The sequence below is a fragment of the Tenacibaculum sp. HL-MS23 genome (genome assembly GCF_032463465.1).
In the GTDB taxonomy this organism is placed as follows: domain Bacteria; phylum Bacteroidota; class Bacteroidia; order Flavobacteriales; family Flavobacteriaceae; genus Polaribacter; species Polaribacter bernardetii.
The window spans coordinates 428,546-454,241 of sequence record NZ_CP135989.1 but is presented as its reverse complement, the minus strand read 5'-3'; the positions used below and the strand labels follow the sequence as shown (position 1 = coordinate 454,241).

The 25,696-nt window shown below is 29.9% G+C and carries 22 protein-coding genes and 3 pseudogenes; 12 read left to right on the top strand and 13 right to left on the bottom strand.

Annotated features, from left to right (window positions below; genetic code table 11):
* Positions 1-179: 179 nt before the first annotated feature.
* Positions 180-587 carry a DUF1573 domain-containing protein gene (locus tag RRF68_RS02045; protein ID WP_275316651.1) on the top strand — a complete coding sequence of 136 codons (408 nt, stop codon included), beginning with the start codon at positions 180-182 and terminating at the stop codon, positions 585-587.
* A 51-nt stretch (positions 588-638) separates the two neighbouring features.
* On the opposite strand, the gene RRF68_RS02040 is transcribed toward RRF68_RS02045, so the two are convergent.
* Entirely contained in the window at positions 639-1,874 is a 1,236-nt protein-coding gene (locus RRF68_RS02040; protein WP_315944827.1) for an aspartyl protease family protein, read from the bottom strand.
* 259 nt (positions 1,875-2,133) lie between these two features.
* On the opposite strand from RRF68_RS02040, the gene RRF68_RS02035 reads away from it, so the two are divergent.
* The 6 genes from RRF68_RS02035 (at position 2,134) to lipA (ending at position 7,518) form a co-directional block, all read left to right on the top strand.
* Positions 2,134-3,324: a pyridoxal phosphate-dependent aminotransferase gene (locus RRF68_RS02035; RefSeq protein WP_315944826.1), complete on the top strand. Its 1,191-nt coding sequence runs from the start codon at positions 2,134-2,136 to the stop codon at positions 3,322-3,324.
* Between the two features lie 4 nt (positions 3,325-3,328).
* Positions 3,329-4,336, top strand: a complete 1,008-nt coding sequence (murB, locus tag RRF68_RS02030; protein WP_315944825.1) for a UDP-N-acetylmuramate dehydrogenase — start codon at positions 3,329-3,331, stop codon at positions 4,334-4,336.
* Positions 4,337-4,421: 85 nt separating this feature from the next.
* Positions 4,422-4,628 (top strand): membrane or secreted protein, encoded by a 207-nt coding sequence (locus tag RRF68_RS02025; protein ID WP_275316646.1) that lies wholly within the window; start codon positions 4,422-4,424, stop codon positions 4,626-4,628.
* Positions 4,629-4,738: 110 nt separating this feature from the next.
* Positions 4,739-5,302 (top strand): RNA polymerase sigma factor, encoded by a 564-nt coding sequence (locus tag RRF68_RS02020; protein WP_218772678.1) that lies wholly within the window; start codon positions 4,739-4,741, stop codon positions 5,300-5,302.
* Positions 5,303-5,387: 85 nt separating this feature from the next.
* Positions 5,388-6,608, top strand: a complete 1,221-nt coding sequence (locus RRF68_RS02015; RefSeq protein ID WP_315944824.1) for an Nramp family divalent metal transporter — start codon at positions 5,388-5,390, stop codon at positions 6,606-6,608.
* A 40-nt stretch (positions 6,609-6,648) separates the two neighbouring features.
* Positions 6,649-7,518 carry a lipoyl synthase gene (gene lipA / locus RRF68_RS02010; protein ID WP_218772680.1) on the top strand — a complete coding sequence of 290 codons (870 nt, stop codon included), beginning with the start codon at positions 6,649-6,651 and terminating at the stop codon, positions 7,516-7,518.
* A 584-nt stretch (positions 7,519-8,102) separates the two neighbouring features.
* On the opposite strand, the gene RRF68_RS02005 is transcribed toward lipA, so the two are convergent.
* Together RRF68_RS02005 and RRF68_RS02000 are read right to left on the bottom strand one after the other, a co-directional pair.
* Positions 8,103-9,464 (bottom strand): pyridoxal-phosphate dependent enzyme, encoded by a 1,362-nt coding sequence (locus tag RRF68_RS02005; protein ID WP_315944823.1) that lies wholly within the window; start codon positions 9,462-9,464, stop codon positions 8,103-8,105.
* A 979-nt stretch (positions 9,465-10,443) separates the two neighbouring features.
* Positions 10,444-11,679, bottom strand: coding sequence for an ABC transporter permease (locus tag RRF68_RS02000; protein WP_315944822.1), 1,236 nt, complete (start codon positions 11,677-11,679; stop codon positions 10,444-10,446).
* A gap of 138 nt (positions 11,680-11,817) precedes the next feature.
* Between RRF68_RS02000 and RRF68_RS01995 the strand changes: the two genes are divergently transcribed.
* Both RRF68_RS01995 and RRF68_RS01990 read left to right on the top strand, forming a co-directional pair.
* Entirely contained in the window at positions 11,818-13,107 is a 1,290-nt protein-coding gene (locus RRF68_RS01995; protein ID WP_315944821.1) for a DUF1343 domain-containing protein, read from the top strand.
* Positions 13,108-13,250: 143 nt separating this feature from the next.
* On the top strand, positions 13,251-13,787 hold the full coding sequence (locus RRF68_RS01990; protein ID WP_315944820.1) for a hypothetical protein: 537 nt from the start codon (positions 13,251-13,253) through the stop codon (positions 13,785-13,787).
* A gap of 69 nt (positions 13,788-13,856) precedes the next feature.
* Here RRF68_RS01990 and RRF68_RS01985 read toward each other — a convergent pair.
* The 4 genes and pseudogenes from RRF68_RS01985 to RRF68_RS01970 all read right to left on the bottom strand — a co-directional run bounded on the left by RRF68_RS01985 (position 13,857) and on the right by RRF68_RS01970 (position 18,448).
* Positions 13,857-14,534 (bottom strand): annotated as a pseudogene (locus RRF68_RS01985) (class I SAM-dependent methyltransferase).
* A gap of 163 nt (positions 14,535-14,697) precedes the next feature.
* Complete coding sequence (locus RRF68_RS01980) at positions 14,698-15,096, bottom strand: heme-binding protein (protein ID WP_315944819.1); 399 nt, start codon at positions 15,094-15,096, stop codon at positions 14,698-14,700.
* Between the two features lie 75 nt (positions 15,097-15,171).
* Positions 15,172-16,169, bottom strand: a pseudogene (locus RRF68_RS01975) (PLP-dependent cysteine synthase family protein).
* A 116-nt stretch (positions 16,170-16,285) separates the two neighbouring features.
* Complete coding sequence (locus RRF68_RS01970; RefSeq protein ID WP_410016834.1) at positions 16,286-18,448, bottom strand: S9 family peptidase; 2,163 nt, start codon at positions 18,446-18,448, stop codon at positions 16,286-16,288.
* Between the two features lie 73 nt (positions 18,449-18,521).
* Between RRF68_RS01970 and RRF68_RS01965 the strand changes: the two are divergent.
* The 3 genes and pseudogenes from RRF68_RS01965 (at position 18,522) to RRF68_RS01955 (ending at position 19,493) form a co-directional block, all read left to right on the top strand.
* Positions 18,522-18,844, top strand: a pseudogene (locus RRF68_RS01965) (YbaB/EbfC family nucleoid-associated protein).
* A gap of 5 nt (positions 18,845-18,849) precedes the next feature.
* Positions 18,850-19,143, top strand: coding sequence for a DUF2752 domain-containing protein (locus RRF68_RS01960; protein ID WP_315944817.1), 294 nt, complete (start codon positions 18,850-18,852; stop codon positions 19,141-19,143).
* A gap of 17 nt (positions 19,144-19,160) precedes the next feature.
* Complete coding sequence (locus RRF68_RS01955; RefSeq protein ID WP_315944816.1) at positions 19,161-19,493, top strand: CCC motif membrane protein; 333 nt, start codon at positions 19,161-19,163, stop codon at positions 19,491-19,493.
* A gap of 32 nt (positions 19,494-19,525) precedes the next feature.
* Here the strand turns inward: RRF68_RS01955 and RRF68_RS01950 are convergent, their stop codons facing one another.
* The 6 genes from RRF68_RS01950 to RRF68_RS01925 are packed head-to-tail and all read right to left on the bottom strand — an operon-like array spanning position 19,526 to position 25,670.
* Positions 19,526-20,857 carry a DUF58 domain-containing protein gene (locus RRF68_RS01950; RefSeq protein ID WP_410016850.1) on the bottom strand — a complete coding sequence of 444 codons (1,332 nt, stop codon included), beginning with the start codon at positions 20,855-20,857 and terminating at the stop codon, positions 19,526-19,528.
* Positions 20,858-20,859: 2 nt separating this feature from the next.
* A complete protein-coding gene (locus RRF68_RS01945; RefSeq protein WP_315944814.1) occupies positions 20,860-21,861 on the bottom strand; it encodes a MoxR family ATPase in 1,002 nt (333 codons plus the stop codon).
* An 11-nt stretch (positions 21,862-21,872) separates the two neighbouring features.
* On the bottom strand, positions 21,873-23,105 hold the full coding sequence (locus RRF68_RS01940) for a DUF4350 domain-containing protein (RefSeq protein ID WP_315944813.1): 1,233 nt from the start codon (positions 23,103-23,105) through the stop codon (positions 21,873-21,875).
* 4 nt (positions 23,106-23,109) lie between these two features.
* On the bottom strand, positions 23,110-23,796 hold the full coding sequence (locus RRF68_RS01935) for a DUF4129 domain-containing protein (protein ID WP_315944812.1): 687 nt from the start codon (positions 23,794-23,796) through the stop codon (positions 23,110-23,112).
* A 52-nt stretch (positions 23,797-23,848) separates the two neighbouring features.
* Positions 23,849-24,700, bottom strand: coding sequence for a hypothetical protein (locus RRF68_RS01930; protein WP_315944811.1), 852 nt, complete (start codon positions 24,698-24,700; stop codon positions 23,849-23,851).
* A complete protein-coding gene (locus RRF68_RS01925) occupies positions 24,693-25,670 on the bottom strand; it encodes a stage II sporulation protein M (RefSeq protein ID WP_315944810.1) in 978 nt (325 codons plus the stop codon). The genes RRF68_RS01930 and RRF68_RS01925 overlap by 8 nt, the downstream gene beginning before the upstream one ends.
* Positions 25,671-25,696: the final 26 nt, after the last annotated feature.

The window sequence follows — 25,696 nt, the reverse complement described above, 5'->3', positions numbered from 1 at the left end:
TATATCTTTATAACCAAATTAGTAAGCTTTGTGCTTTTTTGGCATTATTTTTGAAATTCAATTAAGCAAAAATACAACTATCTCTGAGGTACAGAAAATAAGATGTAGATTTTTTTAAAACTAAAAAAATAACCCTAAATTTGTGGTGCTTTTAAGCCCCTAAATTAAATTTATCAATTATGAAAACAATTTTATCAATTATTGCTGTTTGTTTTATCACATTAACAGTAAGCGCTCAAGAATTTAAATTTGAAACTGAAACTATAGACTACGGTAAAGTAGGTCTTGGTTCTGAAGGAACACGTACTTTTGAGTTTACGAACGTAGGTGATGCTCCTTTAATTATTAAAGATATTAAGTCTACTTGTGGATGTACTGTTCCTAAAAAACCTGAAGCACCAATTATGCCAGGACAAAAAGGACAAATTGAAGTTTCTTATGACACTAAAAGAGCAGGTGGTTTTTCTAAAGCTATTACTGTAATCTCTAATGCTAAGAAATCAAGAACAATGCTTAAAATTAAGGGGTTTATTTCTAAAGATGTAGTTCCTGTAAAAACAAAGACAATAATGAGTGATAGTGAATAAACTATCCTTTTAAATATAAAAAAAGCGTCAATTTTTAAATTGACGCTTTTTTTATATCCTTTTTTCTAATCTAAATTCGAAATTTGAATTCACTCCTAACCTTTCTATTTTCATCTTTATCTTTCTATTAGGCTTTGTTTGAAAGATATGTAAAATCTCACTTAACTCAAACTCATAAGCTTTTTTACCATTTATAGACTTTATAACGTCACCTCTTAAAAGACCAATTCTTTCAGCTGGAGACCCCTTTACAACTCTATCTATTTTATACTTCGACTTAAATATATAATAATAAGTATCTACAAATGAAATAATATTATTTTTATTCGATTGATTATTCCCATAAGAATCCATCAATTTTGTTTTTCTTTTTTGTTTTACTAATTCTTGGCCGGCATAAATTAAATGTAAACCACTCATATTATAATAAAAACCATCTTTTAATGATGCACTCTTTTTTAACGTAACTGTTTTATTCGGATAATCTATCCAAATTTTAAATCGCTTTAAAATATTACCACCTATACTTCCATTTCTTTCTTTAAATTGACGTGCACTAAAAGTTGATGTAGCGTCTAAAAAAGAAACTGTAGGTTTATTTATTAAAAACTTACCTAAAGAAACATGAGGTATTTTACTCCTGTTTCCATAAATAGTTCCGCTAATTCCTTCTCCTAAAATATCTTTAAAGTGTTTTATTGGAGTCTTAATAACTTCTTTAGTATCTTCAAACAACCACATAGCGTCCGTACCTCCTGTATCTATCAATAACTTTACAGCTATCTCTCTATTTTTTATAGTATCAATTCTTGCTTTAACATCTATGTATGGTTTGTTTCTATAAAATTGTAATGGAAAAATTTCACATTTTCTACATTTAGATTTCTTATAGGTTTTCGGATTATAAAAAGTAACTCTTTTGCTATTGTAATTAATTTTAACAATAACATCTTTTAATAAATCGTAACCTATAATACCATGAATAGTCGTTCCCATTTTTGCTGATAAACTAAAGGCATCATTTAAAACAACATATAACTCTTGGTTTGAACTTAAGATGTTTTTAACTCTAAAATCATTTCCTTTAGATAATAAAGCTTCTACTGGTTCTCCGCTTCCCAAACCTCTTATCGATACTTTTTCTACATTATTTAAACCAACACTATCCTTTTCAGATAAATTAAATAAAATGGTTTTATTTACACCTGTATCTAAAATAAAAGATAATTTATGTCCGTTTATTTCTAAGGGAATAATGATTAAATTATTTATTAATTTAAATGACAATTCTTGCTTATTCTTGTTCAGCCCATAAAACTGAAACTTAGCTTGAGAATAAAGAGAGTAACAAAAAAAAGAACCGATAATAAAAAGTATATATTTTTTCAAACAGAAGGGTATTAATGATTAATCTTAAATATACAATCTTCAATTTATAATTTTATTGTTTTATGATTTTTTTAACCTTTAACTTTCATGCACTACTAGTTCTTTAAATGAAAAATAATTCGCAAATTTGCTTTTTAAACAACTAATTCTATTTACAATGCCACATATTTCTAGAAAAGGAAGCATTATGCCTCAATCACCAATTCGTAAATTGGTACCTTTTGCTGAAGCTGCCAAAAAAAACGGAACTAAAGTTTTTCATTTAAACATTGGTCAACCCGATATAAACACGCCTCAAGTTGCACTTGACGCTGTTAAAAACAATACTATTAAAGTATTATCATATGCCCGCTCTGAAGGTTCTGACGAATACAGAACCAAATTAGCGAATTATTATGCTAAAAATGATATTCATGTTAATGCTAATAATATTGTAGCTACAACTGGTGGTTCTGAAGCTTTATTATTTACTATAGGTAGTATTACAGACCCAGGTGATGAGATTATTATACCAGAACCTTTTTATGCCAATTATAACGGATTTTCTACTGCATCTGGAGTAACAGTTGTTCCTGTTATATCTAAAATAGAAAACAACTTTGCTTTACCGGCTATTGAAGATTTCGAGAAATTGATTACTTCAAAAACAAAAGCAATTTTAATTTGTAACCCAGGAAACCCAACAGGATATTTATACAGCAAAGAAGAAATCGAAAAATTAAAGCAAATTGTATTAAAACACGATTTATTTTTAATTGCTGATGAAGTATATCGCGAGTTTACCTACGATGGTGTAAAACACAACTCTATAATGTCTTTAGATGGCTTAGAGCAGAACGCTATTATGATCGATTCTGTTTCTAAACGTTATAGTATGTGTGGCGCAAGAATTGGTTGTATCGTTTCTAAAAACGAAGAGTTTATTAGCACAGCTATCAAGTTTGCTCAGGCACGTTTAAGTCCGCCTACTTATGCTTTATTAGCTAGTGAAGCAGCTTTAGAAACTCCTCAAATTTATTTTGATGAAGTTATTGAAGAATATCAAGATCGTAGAAATACTTTAATCTCTGAACTTCAAAAAATAGAAGGAGTAAAAGTAGCCAATCCTAAAGGTGCATTTTACTGTGTTGCGGAATTACCTGTAGCCGATACTGATAAGTTTTCACAATGGTTGTTAGAAGATTTTAATCATAATAACGAAACCATTATGGTAGCGCCTGCAAGCGGATTTTATTCAACCGAAGGAGAAGGTAAAAACCAAGTTCGTATCGCTTATGTATTAAATAAAACAGATTTAATACGTTCTGTAGAAATTTTAAAAATTGCTTTAAAGCAATACAATAAATAATTTATTGAACATTCAAGAAAACATATCTTTAAAAGAATACAATACGTTTGGTATTAATGTAAATGCCAAACGTTTTGTTTCTATTGATTCTTTTTATAGTCTACAGCAGCTTTTAAAAATTGAAAAAGATGTTTTTTTAATATCTGGCGGAAGCAACATGTTGCTAACTAAAGATATTGATAAGCTTGTTGTACACATTAATATGAAAGGAATTTCTATTGATAGAGAAAGCAACAATGAAATTTACCTAACCGTAAATGCTGGTGAAAATTGGCATGAATTTGTATTATGGTGTGTTTCTCAAAACTATGGAGGTCTTGAAAACTTATCTCTAATTCCTGGTAATGTAGGTACTTGTCCTATTCAAAATATTGGCGCATACGGTGTAGAAGTAAAAGATACAATTACACGTGTAGAAGCTATTGAAATACAAACAGGAAAATTAATTGAGTTTTCGAATACTGAATGTGAATTTGGATATCGAAATTCTATTTTTAAAAACATCCAAAAAGGAAAATACATAATTACTGCTGTTAGTTTTAAACTTACTAAAAACCAGCATAAACTGAACTCCACTTACGGAGCTATTGAAACGGAATTATCTTTAAAAAATATTAAAAATCCGACTATTAAAGATATTTCTGATGCAATTATTACTATTCGTCAATCAAAATTACCAGACCCTAAAAAAATAGGTAATAGCGGTAGTTTTTTTAAAAACCCCGTAATATCTAGAGCTCATTTTCTAAATTTAAAAGAAGAGTTTCCCGAAATTCCAAATTACCCAATATCTAAAGATACTGTAAAAGTACCTGCAGGCTGGTTAATTGAAAAAAGCGGATTTAAAGGAAAACGTTTTGGTGCATATGGTGTACATGAAAAACAAGCGTTAGTACTTGTTAATTACGGAGGCGCAACTGGTGGCGAAATTTATGAATTAGCTCAAAAAATTCAGAGTACTATTAAAAATAAATTCTCTATAGATTTAGAAATTGAAGTAAATATTATTTAATTAAATCAGTTACTTTAAAATTATTTTTACAAAGCAATTCTCTAAAAAAGGGAATTCGTATCTTTGCAATACTAAATTATATAAAATGAAACTACTCTTTGTTACTATCGGATTATTGGCCATAGCTTTTGCAGGAATTGCTATAAAAATTTGGGCAAAAAAAGACGGAGAGTTTGCTGGTACTTGTGCTAGTCAAAATCCTATGCTTAACGAGAGTGGTGAAGCTTGTGGGTTTTGCGGAAAAACACCTGATCAGTTTGATACTTGTGCAGAGCCCGAACACAAAGATTAAATAAATTATTCTACTATTGTCCTTACAGCTTTTTTTAGCTTAAACATAACATTTTTTTGGTATTGCGCTAAATGATTAAATTTATCAAATACAATTTCTAAACCTATATATTGGAAATAAATAAAGACAAAGTTTTAAAAAACATTCAGCTAGCTAAAGAAGGTAATCAAATTTCTTTTAATTTTTTGTTGGATACCTTTTGGAGCTCTGTATACCATTATCAATTGTCTAAAATAAAAAATGACAATGATGCTGAAGATATTACTATTCGTACTTTTTCTAAAGCTTTTGATAAAATAACTACTTTTAATGAAGCCTATGAATTTAAAACGTGGTTGATTAGTATTTCTAAAAACGTATATATTGATTCTTTAAGAAAGAAAAAAACATCTCTTTTAACAGAAACAACTAAAGAACAAGAAGAAGCTGCTTTTCGAATTATAGACAACGCACCTTCTCCTGAAGATAAAATTATTACAGAACAAAATTTAGCAAAACTTTTAAGAGATATAAAAAAGTTAAAACCAAAATACCAAGAGGTTATAAATTTGCGTTTTTTTCAAGAACTTAGTTATAAAGAAATCTCTGAGAATATTGGTGAACCTATTAACAACGTAAAGGTTAAATTACTGAGAGCTAAAAAATTATTAGCTGAAATAATAAAGAAGTCTTAACTTACCATAATTTTAGTTTTCAAATTATATAAAAATATAATCTCTACTAAAAAGACTTTTACAAAAATATCCCCAGCATCTTTACATGAAAAAATCTATTTTAAACACACTTGGTCCAGGATTTTTATTTGCTGGTGCAGCTATAGGTGTGTCTCACTTAGTACAATCAACAAGAGCTGGTGCCGATTTTGGTTTTGGATTACTTTGGGCATTGTTAATTGTAAATATTTTTAAATATCCTTTCTTTCAGTATGGTCCGCGTTATGCCGCTGCTACAGGCGAAACTCTTTTAGATGGTTATAAAAAATTAGGTAAAAGTGTTTTAATCAGTTATTACATTTTAAATTTTGCGACTATGTTTACCATTCAAACAGCAGTTACAATTGTTACTGCTAGTTTGGCTTCTACTATTTTTGGTTTTACCAACGACCTCGTAGTATGGTCTGTAATAATAACGGGGATTAGTATTATTATTTTAGGAATAGGAAAATATAAACTGCTTGATAATTTAATAAAATATATTATAATTATACTAATCATAAGTACCATTATTGCAGTAAACGTAGCTTTATTTAGTACACAAAAAGGATTTAATTTTCAACAAATAATACCAAGTGGAACGGCACAAATTACCTTTTTAATTGCTTTTTTAGGTTGGATGCCTGCCCCTTTAGATGTTTCTATTTGGCATTCTTTATGGACTGTAGAAAAAAGCAAAACAACATTTGAGCAAATTAAACCAAAACATGCTATTTTCGATTTTAATGTAGGTTACATTGCAACATTCTTTTTAGGAGTTTGTTTTGTGATGCTTGGCGCATTTGTTATGTATCAATCAGGAGAATCTTTTTCTAGCAAAGGAACTATTTTTGCTTCACAACTAATAAACTTATACACTAAAAACTTAGGTGAATACTCTTATTTATTTATAGGTATTGCAGCCTTTACAACCATGTTCAGCACTACTTTAACAACTTTAGATGCATCACCAAGAGCCATGGCAAAAACATCAAACTTGTTATTTAACAAAAAAATTAAGCTCAGTTATTGGTTTTGGTTAGTTTTATTAGCTTCTGGTACTTTTATCATATTAAAATACTTTTTAGCAGACATGGGCTTTTTAGTTAAAGTAGCCACTGTTTTATCTTTTTTAACAGCACCTTTTTATGCTATTTTAAATTACATGCTTATTACCAGTAAACATACACCTAAGAAAAATCAACCAAAATTATCTTTACGCATTTTAAGTATTGTCGGTATCATTTTTTTAGTGGGATTTAGTATTTGGTTTTTAGCTAATTTATAACGCTTTTTCTTCGTAAATTTGCTTTTCAATTTTTATTACAATGGCAAACGAATCTGTAACATTACCAGAAAGAGTAAAAAAACCAAAATGGTTACGTGTAAAATTACCTGTAGGTAAAAAATATACGGAATTAAGAAGTTTAGTGGACAAGTATAAATTGAATACAATTTGTGCTAGTGGAAGCTGTCCGAACATGGGAGAATGTTGGGGAGAAGGAACGGCTACTTTTATGATTTTAGGAAATATATGTACTCGTTCTTGTGGTTTTTGTGGTGTAAAAACCGGTAGACCAGAAACTGTTGAATGGGATGAGCCTGAAAAAGTAGCACGCTCAATTAAATTAATGAGTATTAAGCATGCTGTTTTAACCTCGGTAGATAGAGACGATTTAAAAGATGGTGGTTCTATTATTTGGGCAGAAACTGTAAATGCTATTCGTAGAGCAAATCCGAATACAACTTTAGAAACATTAATTCCTGATTTTCAAGGAAACGAAAAACAAATCGACAGAATCATAGAGGTTGCTCCTGAAGTAGTTTCTCATAATGTAGAAACTGTTCGTAGATTAACGCGTGAAGTTCGTATACAAGCAAAATACGATCGTAGTTTAAGTGTTTTAAAATATTTAAAAGATAACGGAATGCGAACTAAATCTGGAATTATGCTAGGTTTAGGGGAAACCGAAGAGGAGGTTATTCAAACCATGAAAGATTTACGTGGTGTAGGTTTAGATGTAATTACTATTGGGCAATATTTACAACCTAGTAAAAAACACTTACCTCTTAAAGAATTTATTACTCCAGAGCAGTTTAAAAAATATGAAACTTTAGGTTTAGAAATGGGTTTTATGTATGTAGAAAGTGGTCCTTTAGTAAGATCTTCTTATAAGGCGCACAAACATGCTAGCTAACTTTAATGATTCCTTAACATTTTAACTTTTTAAAGTTAAAAAAATGTCAAATATTTAAAATTTAAAGAATTTACTTAGTTTTATATTTACTTTTGCAGAGTACTTATTAAACAAGTATATGAAAAGAGCCTTGTAAACTGTTTTCATTGTGTAAATTATTTGAATTAATTGATTAATAAAATTCCATTCGTATGAATGGAATTTTTGTTTTTATGACTTTTTTATTACAACTATTACTCCTTTTCATAAAGTTTTATTTTTTCTTCAACAATATATAAGCTAACAACCCCAAAGCTAATTACTAATAAATCAATACTTAATTGATTTAGTTAACACATCAACACATTTACTGTCGTTTTTTAAACATATCGTAATACTAAAAGGCTAAAATGTTAATTAATAATAAAAACAGCATTTTTTAGATACAAAAATTACGAAAAACACTTTATGGCACAATACTTGTAAAAGAGTATTTGAAGACAGCTTTGTAAACTGTTTTCATTGTGTAAATTATTTGAATTATTTGAAAAACAAAAATCCCACTCGTATGAGTGGGATTTCGTTGTTATAAAAACAACGTAATATTAAATAGCGTTTATAATATCGTATTTAGTAATAATATGATGTTTACCATTTTCTAAATCGACTAATACAGCTTGATTTTCTTTTGTTATTAACTTAGAAACCTCATCTACAGAAGCTGTTAATTTTACAATAGGATACATTGCTTCCATTACTTCTTTTATAGGCGTATCTGCAATATTTTTATCCTCTATATAAGCATGTAATAAAACTGATTCATCTAAAGAACCTACAATACCTTTTGAATCACTTACCGGAATTTGTGATATTTTAAAATCACGCATTCTTTCAATAGCATGAGAAACCAATTCTTCTGTTTGTACCGTTATTAAAGGCTTATCAATATGTGACTGTATTAAATCTTTTGCGGTAGCCACTTCTTTTTCTTCTAAGAAACCACGCTCACGCATCCAATCATCATTAAACATCTTTCCTACATACCTCGTTCCGTGATCATGAAATATAACAACCACTACATCATCTTTCTTAAAATGATCTTTTAATTGTAACATTCCTTTTATTGCCGAACCTGCTGAGTTACCAACAAAGATTCCTTCTTCTTTTGCTATTTTACGAGTATAAACCGCAGCATCTTTATCTGTAACCTTTGTAAAGCCATCAATTACTGAAAAATCTACATTTTTTGGTAATATATCTTCTCCGATTCCTTCAGTGATGTACGGATAAATCTCATTCTCATCAAAAATACCTGTTTCATGGTACTTTTTAAATACAGAACCATAAGTATCAATACCCCAAACTTTCACATTCGGATTTTTTTCTTTTAAATACTTAGCTGTTCCAGAAATTGTTCCTCCTGTTCCTACTCCAACCACTAAATGCGTAATTTTACCTTCAGTTTGTTCCCAAATTTCTGGTCCTGTTTGCTCGTAATGTGCTATTGCATTACTTGGATTGTCATATTGATTAACATACCAAGAGTTAGGAGTTTCTGATCCTAAACGTTTAGATACTGAATAATACGAACGTGGATCTGTAGGTTCTACATCGGTAGGACAAACAACAACTTCAGCTCCTACTGCTCGTAAAATATCCATCTTTTCTTTAGATTGCTTATCAGAAAGAACAAAAATACATTTGTAGCCTTTTATAATTGCTGCTAAAGCTAACCCCATACCAGTATTTCCCGAAGTTCCTTCAATAATAGTTCCTCCTGGCTTTAAGCGTCCGTCTGCTTCTGCATCTTCAATCATTTTTAACGCCATTCTATCTTTTATAGAGTTTCCTGGGTTAAAGGTTTCTACTTTAGCTAAAACTAAAGCATCTATTTCTTTTGTTACAGAGTTTAACTGAACTAATGGCGTGTTACCTATAGTTTCTAATATGTTTTTTGCGTATTTCATTTCTTAATTTTACAGCTGCAAAGGTAATTTCTTTTTGGGCGTTCCACAAGTGTCGTGCTTTTCATTACTCGCTTTTTTTAGTTTTGTTCTCGATACCAATTTGTTCATCCTTCACAAATTAACTTCAATTAAAAATAAAAAAGAGCTCAAACAGACCATTCAATCACTAACGCAGCATATTTGCTAAGGTTTGTTTATCAATAAAAATCTATAGTTATATTTATTCTTACTAAAATAGTTCTCGATACTTTTTTATTCCGCTTTCCTTCATAAAAACACTCGAACTGACATCAATCCTTAAAACACCATTATTTATTCGCAATACAAGATTGAAGACCATCTTTTTGTAAAGACATTATGTTTTTACTCTTTGTTATTCTATCTATTGTTACTTCGAGTGATTTCGATGCAAGAGAAATTGTATCGAGAAATAATTGTTATTGAAATAGTTCTCGATACTTTTTTATTCCGCTTTGCTTCATAAAAACACTCGAACTGACATCAATCCTTAAAACACCATTATTTATTCGCAATACAAGATTGAAGACCATCTTTTTGTAAAGACATTATGTTTTTACTCTTTGTTATTCTATCTATTGTTACTTCGAGTGATTTCGATGCAAGAGAAATTGTATCGAGAAATAATTGTTATTGAAATAGTTCTCGATACTTTTTTATTCCGCTTTGCTTCATAAAAACACTCGAACTGACATCGTGCGTTAAAAAATCAGTATTTATAAGAAAAAAATATTTTAATGAGAATCATAAGTTTTAATTCTTCTTTATTCTTTCTATTGTCACTTCGAGTGATTTAGATGTAAGAAAATCTAAACGAAAAAGTAATTAGCTATAACTCCATAAATATGTTTAGCCCCGATTGTAGCATTTGTTTGAGCTCCTCGCAGAGAGCGAGTGCGAAAAGCGGGAAACAGCTTCTAAAAAAATGTTTTAAAATAAATGCGTCTATTAAAAATCGTTTTTAAGCAAACTTAATGGATTTTGAAGGCTGTATTTTTGTGATGATGTAAGACGGAATAATAAGCATTAAGAAACACAGTAAAAGCGTTCCTAAGCTCAATAGAATTATTGCCCAGAAGCTAATACTGACAGGTATTGTTGCTACTGAATATGTTTCGGGATCTAAGCTGATAACTTTAAAATATTTTTGAATTAATAAGATTGAAATTCCTATTAAATTCCCCCAAAACAATCCTTTTAAAATTAAATAAGAGGCATTGTATAAAAATATTTTCTGAATACTAAAACTAGCACTTCCTAAGGCCTTTAAAACACCTACCATTTGCACTCTCTCTAATATTAAAACTAACAGCGCTGTTATCATGTTAATACCCGCTATTAAAATCATAATGCCGATAATAAACCACACATTATTATCAAAAAGTTTAATCCATTCGAAAATTAAAGGATAATTTTCGACAATCGTTGTGCTGTTTAACGTTGATCCTATCGTACTATATATTTCATTACCTTTTGCTGTTAGTTGATTAAAATCATCAATTAACACTTCAAATCCGCCTATCTGATCATCGCTCCATCTATTAATTTGACGCACCTCTCTAATATCACCAATTAACATTGTTTTATCAAACTGCTGAAAACCTGTATTGTAAATGCCCACAATAATTGGCTTACGCATTTTATATTTTAGCCTACTTTTTTCTGCACTAAATAAGGTTTGTATCGTGTCGTTTAATTTAAAATGCAATCGGTTTGCAATAGATTCTGAAATTAATATTTCTTTATTTCTATTTTGATTAAAGTTTGGTAATCGTCCTTGGGTTAAATATTCTTTAAAAAACGTAAAATCGTAATCAGAAGAAACACCTTTAAAAACAATCGCTTCAAAATCGGTAGGCGTTCTAATAATACCACCAATATTACCAAAAACCTGAACGTTTTTAATACCTTCTATATTTTTAAATTCAGGGTAAAAATCTTGATTTATACTTATAGGAACTGTAGATATATCAGAATTATTAGTATCGTAATTTACAATTTGAATGTGACCTTTAAAACCGGTCATTTTATCACTTATTTTATTTTGAAAACCAGCCGCTATTGATACTGCTATTAACATAATAGCAATACCTAAAGTAATAGCAATCGTAGCAATTTTAATTATTGGCGATGAAATACTACTTTTATACTCCTTACCTGCAATGATTCGTTTGGCTATAAATAATTCGAAATTCAAAAGTTCTCTTTTTTAACGGTATCAAAAGTAATTAATTATAACTTAACTGATATTACGAAACACCTGATTTTAAATTATCTCCTCTTTTTCTTATAATAAGATTTTTAATGGTAATTTTATATTTTAATACTCTTTTAGATGAAAAACAATTTTAGTTACCTTATTTTATTTTTATTCACAGTTAGTTTTCTATTTACAGCATGTGCTAAACAGCAAAAATCAGCGAGTACAAAAACTGAAGAAATTACTAAAATAGAGACTCCATTAAAAATTGGTGCCGACAGAATAAATTTATATCTAAATAAGTTAAAAGGTAAGAGTGTTGCTATTGTAGCCAATCAAACATCTGTTTTAACAGTATCACAAAGAGCTGAAGTAGCGCCAAATGTGATGGGCAGTAAACTAGTACAGCATCATTTAGTAGATTATTTACACACGTATAACAATATTAATGTGAAAAAAGTTTTTGCTCCCGAACATGGTTTTCGTGGTAAAGCAGACGCGGGTGAAACTGTTGTGGATGGTATTGATACTAAAACGCAATTACCTATTATCTCTTTATATGGAAAAAACAAAAAACCTTCACCAGAGCAATTAAAAAATATTGATGTGGTGGTTTTTGATATTCAAGATGTTGGTGCACGTTTTTACACTTATATATCTTCACTACATTACGTTATGGAAGCTTGTGCTGAACAAGGCATTGAAGTTATTTTACTAGACAGACCAAATCCGAACGGACATTATATAGACGGGCCAACATTAGAAGCGAAACATAAAAGCTTTGTGGGCATGCATCCTGTACCTGTTGTGTACGGAATGACTATTGGTGAATACGGACAAATGATTAATGGTGAAAAATGGCTGAAAGACGGAATTCAATGTGATTTAACGGTTGTTCCTTTAAGTAATTATACTCATGACACCCAATATAGTTTACCTATAAAGCCATCACCAAATTTACCGAATGATAAAAGTATAAACCTATACCCTAGTTTGTGTTTATTTGAGGGAACAAATGTTTCAGTTGGTCGCGGTACTGAAATGCAGTTTCAAGTTGTTGGTTCGCCGTTATTCTCTTTAAAAAATGATTTTTCGTTTACACCCAATCCAAATTTTGGAAGCAAATATCCGAAGCATCAAAACAATGTTTGTTACGGTTATACTTTAACAGACAACGAGCGCTTAAATACAATCGATTTAAAATGGCTGCTTACTTTTTATAAAGATTATAGTGGTTTTAAAAATGCACAAGGTTATCCTTATAAAGAATCTTTTTTTAATACTTTTTTTACCAATCTTGCAGGTACAGAAAAACTACAACAACAAATTGAGCAAGGTTTAACTGAAGAAGAAATTAAAGCCACTTGGACTGATGATCTTGAAAGCTTTAAAATTATTAGAGAAAAATATTTAATTTACAAATAATTACCTTTAAAAAAAGCTAATTCAATTTTTGATATATTTGATTTACTACTATGAAAAAAACTATACTTTTAATATTATTTTTCAACACTTTTCTATCTTTTTCACAGCATTATAAATTTAATATTCTAACCAAATATAAATCTATGAATGGGTTTTATAAAGAAAAAAGTATTTATTCTAATAAAGAAAACAACTACTACTTTTTAAATATAGACAAAATTAACAATAAAATATCTGCCGAAATTTTAGATTTAAAAAGATCAAGAAAACACCGTTTTAGAGTAATTGAAAATATAAGTTCTCTTAATGAAAAATCTTATCAATTTGTTTTTTTAAAAAGTATAAAATTTAAAATACATGAACCTTTAAAAGGATATCGTCATAAATTTAGTATTATTTCAAAAGATAGTATATCAAAGGTTGTTAAAATGTCATTAGTAAATAAAAAAGGTAAGGTTATTAATAATGCAGAACTTAAAATAAAAAACTATCCTTTTAATTTATTTCCTGTTTTTAGATATATCTGCCTTCATCCTTTTGAGTTTTCTCAAAACACATATTTTAATGGAACAGGAATAGTTGAAAGCTATACTCAATACAATAAAAAAAATAAAGAAAATGTTCATATATATCTTGACTTTTTTGAGGAAGTAAACATGAGTATTACTGTGCCCCTATAAGAAAATCTATTTTTATAATTTTTAAAAAGGCTCTTCAGAACATTTAATTTAAAATTAACTGAATATGCATTAAAAAACTCTAAAGAGTTTTGTTTTAATAATACCTTTTTTATTATCTAAAACAACAGTTACTAACTCCTTTTCTGACGCTACTTTAAAGTTAAATGGAGACTCTAATAGGTTCAATCCGCTTTGTTTTTTAAGCCTAATACCTTGCCCTGAAATAATATCTTTATTCGGAATAAAATCTCCTTCTGGTAGATGCTCTGTTAAAATAACATATTTAAAGTTACTTAACTTTTTAACAACATTTTGCACTTCATTGTTTGATAAATGCTGTAACACTTGTCTTACAATAACACAATCGGCATATGGTAAATTATCTACCGCAATATCTAAACACTGAAATTCTAAATTAGTTTACTTAAACCTTTCTTTATTGTAAGTAATAAGATCTGATACAATATCTACAGCAATGTATTTTTTAGCGTATTGCATTAATTGTTTACCTATATTAAAATCACCACAACCCAAATCACATACTGTTATTGGGTCTTTAAAAGAAGTTAAAAATGAAGTTACAGCATCTATATAAGGAATAACAATATTAGATTGATGAGAACCATCTCCAGAGTAAAACTCGGCATTATTAGTCCCCCAAAGTTTCATTTCATAAACCTGGTCCATCGCCTTTTTAGTTGGCCAAGGGGTTTTATTCTTTTTTAATGATTTTTCTTTATTATTCATAAAATAGATACACAATTATACAAATGTACTTCTTTAAAAAGAAGACCTATTATTTTCATTTTAGATTTTCTGCCGTTATCATAAAAATGCTTTTTTTAGATGCTATTTTTTTACAAAAAAAGGGATAGCCATGGCTATCCCTTTCTATCCTGTAATTTATTTTTTAAATAGCGTTTGCTCCTGCGTCTGCAACTATATGATCATTTTCTACTGAACTTCCGCTAACTCCTAATGCTCCGATAATAGTACCATCAGCATCTTTAACAGGTACACCACCTGGAAATGTAATTAATCCGTTATTAGAGTGCTCAATATTATATAAAGGAGCTCCTGGTTGAGATAGTTCACCAATAATTCCTGTATTCATATCAAAGAAACGAGCTGTTTTTGCTTTTTTAATAGAAATATCTAAAGATCCTAACCAAGCGCCATCCATACGTGCAAATGCTACTAAATTTGCACCTGCATCTACAACTGCAATGTTCATTTTAGTATCAATTGCTACTGATTTAGATTTTGCTGCTGCTATAATTTTTTCTGCTTGTTCTAATGTAATATTCATATTTTTTAATTTTTAGTGTATTAGTATATACAACAAAGCTAAACTAATTTTATTGTTAATTGGTTATTGAAAATTCTATCCTAAAAAACCTTGCTCCATCATCCAACTATCTGAATAAATTTTATCCATATAACGTATTCCGTGATCTGGTAAAATAACGACTACAAAACTATCTTTATCAAATAAACCTTTGGTAGCGTATTGCGCTGTTGCCTGTATTACTGCACCAGAAGTATAACCACAAAATAAACCTTCTGCTTTTATTAATTCGCGTGATTTTAAGGCTGCATTTTTATCTGATACTTTTTCATACACATCAACCACGTCAAAATCGGTAGCTCCTGGTACTAAATTTTTACCTAGTCCTTCAATTTTATATGGTGCAATTTCATTCTCATCAAACGTTCCCGTTTCATGGTATTTTTTTATTACAGACCCAATGGCATCAACTCCTAAAACCTGAATTTTTTTATTCTTTTCTTTTAAAAAACGTCCTGTACCAGAGATGGTTCCTCCAGTACCACTAGCCACAACTATATGAGTGACTTTACCTTCCGTTTGCTTCCAAATTTCTGGGCCTGTAGTTTTATAATGCGCTTCAATATTTAATTCATTAAAATATTGATTGATGTAAATAGAACCTGGATTTTCTTTATGTAATTTTTTGGCTACTTCATAATAAGAACGAGCATCGTCCGCAGCAACGTTTGCCGGGCAAACATGCACCTCAGCACCCATTGTTTTTAAGACATCAATTTTATTTTGAGATGATTTATCGCTAACAGCTAAAATACATTTGTACCCTTTTACCAAAGCGATCATAGCTAAACTAAACCCTGTATTACCAGAAGTAGTTTCTACAATAGTATCGCCTGATTTAAGAATTCCTTTTTTTCTGCATTTTCAACAATATGCAATGCAATTCTATCTTTTGCAGACTGCCCAGGATTAAAAGCTTCTACTTTTGCGTAAAAACTACCAGGTAAATCTTTTGTTATTCTATTTAACTTAATTAGAGGTGTTTGCCCAACCAATTCTAATATGTTATTGGCAATATGTTGATTTCTATCCATTTTTGTCTAATAAAAAAACGTCATTACATGAATAAATGACGAAGTAATCTTAAGTTATGAGATTGCTTCTTTACTCTTGTAATGACGCTTACACTCAATTGAGCGCAAAAATATAATTATTTTTCTAACTTACCTTCTAACATTAAAAAGAAGCTATATTCTTCTGCTGTTTCTTTTAAAGCATCAAATCTACCAGAAGCACCTCCATGACCAGCTTCCATATTCGTATGCATAAACAACATATTATCATCTGTTTTTACATCTCTTAATTTTGCTATCCATTTTGCAGGCTCCCAATACTGTACTTGACTATCGTGTAAACCTGTTGTGATTAACATATTCGGATATTTTTGAGCCTTAACTTGATCGTAAGGAGAATATGATTTTATATAATCGTAATATTCTTTATCATTCGGATTTCCCCATTCGTCGTACTCACCTGTTGTTAACGGAATCGTATCATCTATCATCGTAGAAATTACATCTACAAAAGGCACAGCTGCTATAATACCGTTGTACAATTCTGGATTCATATTCACAATAGATCCCATTAACAATCCACCTGCAGATCCGCCCATGGCGTATAAATGTTCTGATGAAGTATATCCTTGATCTATTAAATATTTAGAGCAATCAACAAAATCGTTAAATGTATTTTTCTTATTCAACATTTTACCATCTTCATACCATTCACGACCTAAATATTCGCTTCCTCTAATATGTGCCAAAGCATATACAAAACCTCTATCTAACAAACTTAAACGAGTTGTTGAGAATCCGTCTGAAATAGTATATCCGTAAGATCCATAAGCATATTGTAAAATCGGAGTATCTTTTGTTAACTTGGTATCTTTATGATGTACGATTGATAATGCTACTTTTTTACCATCACGAGCAGTAACCCAAATTCGTTTACTTACATAATTATCTTTATCAAACTTACCTCCTAAAACCTCTTGCTCTTTTTTAATTTCTTTTGATTTATCTTTCATATTAAAATCAACGACCGAGCTAGGAGTTGTCATCGAATTGTATGAATAACGAATAATATCGGTATCAAATTCAGGATTTCCATAAACTCCTGCTGAATATGTTTCCTCATCAAAAGGTAAATAATAATCTGCTGTATCGTCCCAACGTTTAATACGTATTTTATTTAATCCGTTATTTCTTTCTTCTAAAACGATATAGTCTTTAAAAATTGAAAAATCTTCGAATAATGTATCTTCTCTATGCGGAATTACATCAACCCAATTTTCTTTTTCCGTTTTATTTTCTGGAGTTTTCATCAACTTAAAGTTAGTTGCTCCGTCTTTATTGGTTTTAATATAAAAATGATCTTCGTAATGGGCAATGTCATATTCTAAATCGCGCTCACGAGGCTGAATCATTCTTAATTCTTCCTTCGGATTATCAGCATTTAAAACTTGATATTCTGTGGAAACAGTACTATAAGAACCTACTACAATATATTTTTTAGATTTAGTTTTGGTTACAAAAGCACCAAAAGTTTCATCCTTTTCTTCAAAAACTAATTCATCTAATGCAGAATCTGATCCTAAAACATGCTTGTATATTTTTGATGATCTTAAAGTTACAGGATCTTTTTTAGCATAAAACAATGTTTTATTATCGTTTGCCCAAACACTTCCTCCTGTAGTATTTTCTATAATATCTTTATATAGTTTACCTGTTTCTAAATTTTTTATTCTGATAAAATACTGACGACGACTTACCGTATCTGTAGCAAAAGCTGCCAATGTATTATCTGGCGATACACTTAATCCACCTAACTGAAAATAATCGAAACCTTTAGCTTCGGTATTTACGTTAAACATAATTTCTTCTGCTGCCTCTAGGTTATCCTTCTTACGGCTATAAATAGGATATTGTTGTCCTTTTTCATAACGTGTTATATAAAAATATCCGTTGCTTTTATAAGGTACCGATTCGTCATCTTCTTTTATACGCCCTTTCATTTCTTCAAATAACTGCCCCTGAAACTCTTTTGTTTCTTTGGTACGCTCTTCGTAATAAGCATTCTCAGCATTTAAGTAATCGTATACTTTTTGAGTTTGTTCATCTTTAACATCCGCGTTTTTTTGCGCATCTGTTAAACGCATCCAAAAGTAATCATCAGTACGTATGTCTCCATGTTTTTCTAAAGTTGTTGCTTGCTTTTCAGCAACTGGAGCTATAATATCTTTCTTCATTTCTTGTTTTTTGCAGGAAGCAAAAATAAGACTAAAAGCTATAGCAGGTAGCATTAATTTTTTCATTTTTATTTAGTTTGGTTAATTTCTTTGTGAAAATACTATTTTTGCTATAAATAAATTATAAAATAAAGAATAGATGTTTGGAGATATTTCGGGAATGATGGGTAAATTAAAAGATGCTCAAAAAAAGTAGAAGAAACTAAAAAACGTTTAAATACGGTTTTAATTGATGAAACTACTGCCAACGAAAGCTTAAAAATTACAGTAACTGCTAATAGCGAAATAAAATCAATTTCGATTGACGAATCTCTATTAGAAGATAAAGAAGAGTTAGAAGATTATTTAATTTTAACATTAAACAAGGCTTTAAAAAGAGCGCGTGATATTAACGAACACGAACTAGCGATTGCGGCCAAAGACGGAATGCCAAATATTCCTGGAATGGATATGTTTAAATAAATAAGATGTATTTACAGTTAGAAGAATATATGTTGCCTTGTTTAAACAAAAAACTCTTTGGGGTTGATTGCTTAGGTTGTGGCATACAACGTGCTTTAAGTTTATTAATTCATGGCGAATTTATTGCCGCTTTTAAAATGTATCCTGCTATTTATACGTTGTTATTATTTGCTGGGCTTGTTGCTGTAAATTTCTTTTATAAAGTTAAAAACGGGCAAAAATTTATACTTATTTTAGCTGTTATTAATGTAATTATTATTGTGATAAGCTACTTTATAAAAATGAATCAACTAATTTAAATTTTATCAAAAAAACTATGGAAAGACAAAAATTACCCAATGCTACAACTTCATTAGTTCTCGGAATATGTTCGATAATAACTTGTTGTTGTTATGGAATCATCGGATTACCTCTAGGAATAGGTGCTTTTATTACAGGACAAAAAGCTATAAAATTAAACAATCAAAATCCTGACACATATGAAGGGGTTAATAATGCTAATATTGGTAAAATATTAGGTATTGTTGGTATTATTTTTAACTTGGTTGTAATAGCTGTAATCATTTATGCGTTGTACTTAGTCGGATGGGATGCTTTAAGTAACCCGGAATTAATGCAAGAACGAATGAATGAATTACAAAATAGATAAACATAAAAAAGCGACCAAATTGGTCGCTTTTTTTATATCATTCCTTTTGCCTTAAACTCTAAATACTTGTTAATTACGTTTACAGATAATTGCTGTGGTTTCGTTAAAATAGCATGTATGCTATTCCGTTCTAATTCTTTTACAATTAGTCTTTTTTCGTACGTATATTTCTCGGCTATTGTTTTATGATAAATACTTTGTAAGTCTTCTGAGTTTTCTTTTACCAAACTATCTAACTCAGTATTTTCAAAGAAAACCGTAACTAATAAATGTTTTTTAGCGATTGCTTTTAAATACGGAAGCTGTCTTTTTAAGGCTGATATATGTTCGAAATTTGTATATAAAATCAATAAACTTCGTTGGTTAATTTTTCTTTTAATCGTTGCATATAATAAAGCAAAATTAGCATCAGTAAAGTCGGTTGTAATATTATACAACTCCTCGTTAATTACCGATAAATTTGTTTTTTTATTACTCGCTGCTATAATTTTTTCTACATTTTTAGAAAACGTAAGCATTCCTGCTTTGTCGTTTTTTAACAAGGCTATATTAGAAAAAGCCAACGCCGAATTTATTGCATAATCTAATAAACTCAATCCTTCAAAAGGCATTTTCATAACACGCCCTAAATCGATGATAGAATAAATAGGTTGCGATTTTTCATCTTGATATTGATTTACCATCAAGGCGCCTCTTTTAGCGGTTGCTTTCCAATTTACATTTCGCACATCATCTCCCGGAATGTAATTTTTAATTTGCTCAAATTCCATTGTTTGTCCGATACGTCGGATTTTTTTCATTCCGAATTCCGTTAAGTTATTGTGCATCGCCAAAAACTCGTATTTCTTCATCTGAATATAAGACGGATACACTTTTACTTCTTTATCGTCTGAAAAAGTATATCTTCTAGAAAATAGTTGCAAAGTAGATACAACAAAAACATGTACATTTCCGAATTTATAAGCGCCTCTTTCTACTGGACGAACACTATACGTAAACGTTGATTTCTCTGCGGATTGAAGTGTTGTTTTGTAATCGAAATCTCTCTTTTGAAACTGCGTTGGCAATTCATCTATCACAGCAATAAAAACCTGAAACGGATAGTTATTTTCTAAGGTAATTGCAATTTCATTTTCATCAGAATTTGATAATTTATCTGAAACTACGCGCTTTGATGAAAATCCGTTTTTAAATCGATATAAAATAGCTAAATCGATACACATCGTTATTAAAAACAACCATACTAATACCCATGTTACATTGTAAATAACAGGAAACCAAAACGACAGTAAAAATAATGCCGAAAGCACGCTTATATAACTAAAAAAGCGGCTGTGAATGTATATGGATTTAAAGAATTTAATCACTATCTCGGAACTTCTACAGATTGAACAATCATCTCAATAACCTTATCTGTTGTCATCCCTTCCATTTCACGTTCTGGAGTTAACATAATTCGATGACGCAATACCGGATAAATACTCTTTTTCACATCTTCAGGAATCACAAAATCACGTCCGTTTATGGCTGCAAAAGCTTTCGAAGCCATTAAAACAGCAATACTTGCTCTTGGTGAACCTCCTAAATATAAATGTGTATTGTTACGTGTATTAGAAATTAATTGCGCAATGTATTTTATAATTTTTTCTTCTACCAATACCTCAAAAACCTTGCTTCTGTATTCTAATAAATCCGTTTCTGTTAAAACAGGTTCAATTTTAGATTGTGGCAATGCTCCTTTTCTGTCATTATGAGCAGTGATAATTTTTATTTCTTCTTCTAGATTCGGGTATCCAACATTTATCTTGAATAAAAAGCGGTCTAACTGTGCTTCTGGCAATGCGTATGTTCCCTCCTGCTCTATAGGATTTTGTGTTGCTAAAACCATAAATGGCGGATTCATAATATAACGTTCACCATCCATCGTAATTTGCTTTTCTTCCATCACCTCAAACAATGCTGCTTGCGTTTTTGCAGGCGCTCTGTTTATTTCATCAATCAATACAATATTAGAAAAAATTGGCCCTTTTTTAAATTCGAAATTTGATGTTTTCATATTTAAAATAGACGTTCCCAATACATCCGAAGGCATTAAATCGGGTGTAAACTGAATTCTACTAAAATCGGTTGCTATTGTTTTTGCTAATAATTTTGCGGTTACTGTTTTTGCTACACCCGGTACCCCTTCAATCAATACATGTCCGTCTGCCAACAACGAAACCAATAACAGTTCTATAAACTCTTCTTGACCAACAATTACTTTCGCTAATTGCTCTTTTATTTTACCAACTGCTTCTTTTAATTTTGATAAATCTATTCTGTTTGAAAATAGTTCGTTTTCTTCTGCTGGAGTATTTTCCGTATTCATGCTTTTATTTTTTATGCTTTAAACTCTTCAATTGCTTTATTTAAAGCAATCAACTCTTCTTGAGAAATCTTATTTTTAGCTTTTATACTATCAATATTTTTAAATAATTCCTCAACTTTTTCTAATGAATTACCACTTCTACTTGCTAGTTTATTATAAAAAATAGCATCAATTTTTAAAGTTGATAATCGATGTGTAATTCTTATATATTCTAAAAAGTAATTTATTTTATGTGTAGCTATATTTTTATGATCTGATTTTTCATAATACATATTAGCAATCGTACCCGTAAATGCTAATGTCTGATTTTTTAAAGGCGTGATTACAGGAATAAATCGCTGATTTCTTTTTCCTTTAAAAATCACAAAAAACAACACGCCTATTAACGCCATATAATACGCCCATTTAAGATGCTTAGAACTTAAAATGTAGTGCATTGGTGAAGAAATTCCGCTTTTTCCTGTTTTGTAATACGCATCCCAAAGAATTGTATCGTTAATACTAGAACTAGCCTTTTGTACTTCTGAACTATTATTGTTATTAACATTTAAATACGATAAAACACTTGCTACATAGTTATAATTAGTATCTAAAAGCATGTTGTAGTTGGTAAATGCCTGCGGAAATGTATGCAAGTAAAAAGTACCTTTTCCGAATTTGGTTTTAATAAAATTTGGTTTACGACTTACAACAGAATCTTTTTCATTTTTGATTAATAGCTCGCCTAAAACAGTTGTTTTTAATGTATCTATTTTAGAAAAATATGCTTTCGAGAAATCTCTATCGAAATGGTATTCGCTAGTATCTAAATTTTTATTTACGAGTTTTTGGTATACTTTTTCTTCAAAAGCTGTAGTACTTAATTGTTTTGTTTTAACATTAAGTGTGTCAATATGTATACCATTGGTCGCTATAAAAACATCGTTTCCTTTTTCTACAAAGTTTAGTAATTCGTTAAACTCCTCTTTACCAAAATTTAGCTTTCCATCAACAAAAAAATAAGTCCCTTTATTGGTGGAGTCTTTTAAAAATAAATAGGGAGATTGATATACATCTCGAATTTTTTTATCAGCAAATAATGCTGGCATTTGTTTATGCAACACATAGGTTCCATACGGAATTTTATGTTTCGCATCATAACTCGGAAACCAATTAATTTCTTTTGGTTTTATCGACTCGATATATACAATACCAAGCAGTATAAATACCAATAAACCAATATATACTTTTAGTTTTTTATCCAACTTATTAAATTTTAGCAATCACTTTTTTAAAGTTCGTTTCTGCTTTTAAAAACTTTTCTTTATCAATTAAAAACTCGCCATACCAAACATAATCGTATAAATGGGTTAGTGTTTCAAACTCTTTATGCAAGCTTTCATTTGTGGCTAATTCTTTTATATAATCTTCATTTGTTTTTTCTTGCTGCCAAGAAATATGTTCTTTTTCTGATAATTTTTTCAGTAACAATAAATAGTAGTAACGCGTTGCTAATTTAAAATTACCATTGGTTATTGCTGTTTTAATTAACGTAGGTAAATCCTTTTCTTTAATTAACGATTCTTCATCAGATAAGTTTACAATAGATTGTGCTTTTTTACCATCAATAATATTACGTACATTTACCTTTAAGAAAAATTTAATGATTAAAAACAATACTAAACCTGCAATTGCATAAGGTAAAACGTTTAAAATCCATTTTAAAAAACCCACGGCTGGCGAAATATCATCAAAAAGATAAGACAATACTTTTTTGATTGTTCGTTTAAACCAATTCCAAGCTTTTTCTAAAATAGTAGGTTCGTGTTTTTCTACAACATATATAAAAGCATCTTGCTTTTTATAAGCTTCAATTTTTTTGTTGTCGAATTTTTTCTGCTCGATAAATTCAGTGTCGAATTGAACTGTTTTCTCTTCAGGTGTTTGTGCAAACATCTGAAGAGAAAATAGTAAGAATAGTATGTTAAAGATGAGTTGTTTCAAAATATTATTGACCTAAACTATCAATTGTTTCAATGGTTCCTGTTAAATTTTTCTGTTCGTTAATATCAAAATATAAAAACACGTTAGTTACTAAAGTGATAGCATAAAACATTAATTGCCCTACGATAGAAATTAAATTTAGTAACAAGTAAATAGGATCACTAAATAAGCCAAATATAGCAGTTGGATCTTCATTGCTCATTCCTATTCCCATTTGTATAATTTGATATATAGCTGCTGGTATTTGAAAAATATAACCTAAAACTCCTACTAAAAGTGCTACCACAAAAACAACTCCGAAAGTTTCCCAAAAATGTCCGCTTACAAAACTAAAACATTTACCGATTGTACCAGTTGCTGATTCATTTTGAAAAACTAAAATCGACGCTCCTAAAGATAAGACCGTCCAAGTATAAAACATCGGAAAAACACATAACATTACACTAATAAAAAGTATAATTCCAGATAAGAAACCAAACCCCATAAAAGACCAAAAACGTTCTTTGGTATTGCGTGAAATTTCTTCTTGATCTACAGCTCCGTTATTATCAATATATGATTTTATATAGTGCATACCTGCTAAATTGATAAATACAAATGCTACTAAATATGCAACCATCATTATTAAAATAGCAGCAAACATTCCTATAGCTCCACTTGCATCTTCAGACATTAATGACGACATAGACATCATATAATATATCATTGCTACTACTGCTATTAAAATAGGAATTGCTGCTGTTTTTAAGATTGTTAAAAAGAATTGTTTTCCTTCTAATCGTATAAACTTAAAAGCATCGGTAATAATAGCGCCTAAATCTCTTTCTTTTTTAAATTGTATGTATTCTTTATTCATAAGTTGGTTGATTGATAATTGATTTTTTATGTAGTTGAATTGGGTATATTACGTAGTAAAATATAATACTTGCTAAGGATGTTAAAATAATAGTGATTGCTAGCCAATCTGGCATTTCGGTATGGCGCGTTACAAAACCTTCTAAAAATCCGGCGATAATAAAAAACGGAATCGTACTTACCATAATTTTTAATCCGTCTTTCATACTTCGTTTAAAAGATTCTAATCGAGAATAGGTTTCTGGAAATAACAATCCGTTTCCTAGCACCAAGCCTGCACAACCAGCAATTACAATTACTGATATTTCTATGGTACCGTGAATCCAAATTGTACGAGACGATTCCCATAGCAATCCTTTTTCATAAAAGAAATACAAAAACGAACCTAACATAATACCGTTTTGCATCATTATATATAAAGTTCCTACAGAAAACAGCATTCCTAAAACAAAAGCAAACATGGCTACTTTTATATTATTTATGGTTATGCCAATAAACATATCTACTTCGTTGGCTTTTTTATACACTGCCATCGGGTCTCCTTTTTCAATATTCTCTAACGTCATATTTACATAACTGTCTCCTAAAATAAGGCGAACGAAATCAACATCATTAGCAGAAGAAAAAGCACCAACCAAACTGAAAAAAGCGAATACACCAAAAGCTATGAATAACTGTTTTTGATGTTTGTAAAACGACAACGGAAACTCAGTTTTAAAAAAACTGATGAACCTATTTTTACTTTCTTTTTTAGTTTTATAAATTTTTTGATGCGCTACAGATCCTATCGAATTTAAATACACTACTGTATTTCCGTTCGGATAAAAGGTTTTGGCATAACTTAAATCGTCCGTCAGCTCAACATATAAGTCAGATAATTTATCTGGAGAAAGGCTTGTTTTCTTATACAAAGCATCTTCAAACAATTGCCACTTCTCTTTATTTTTTTTTACAAAGGCAGCTTCTCTCATTCAGAAAAAAAATTATAGCAAATTTT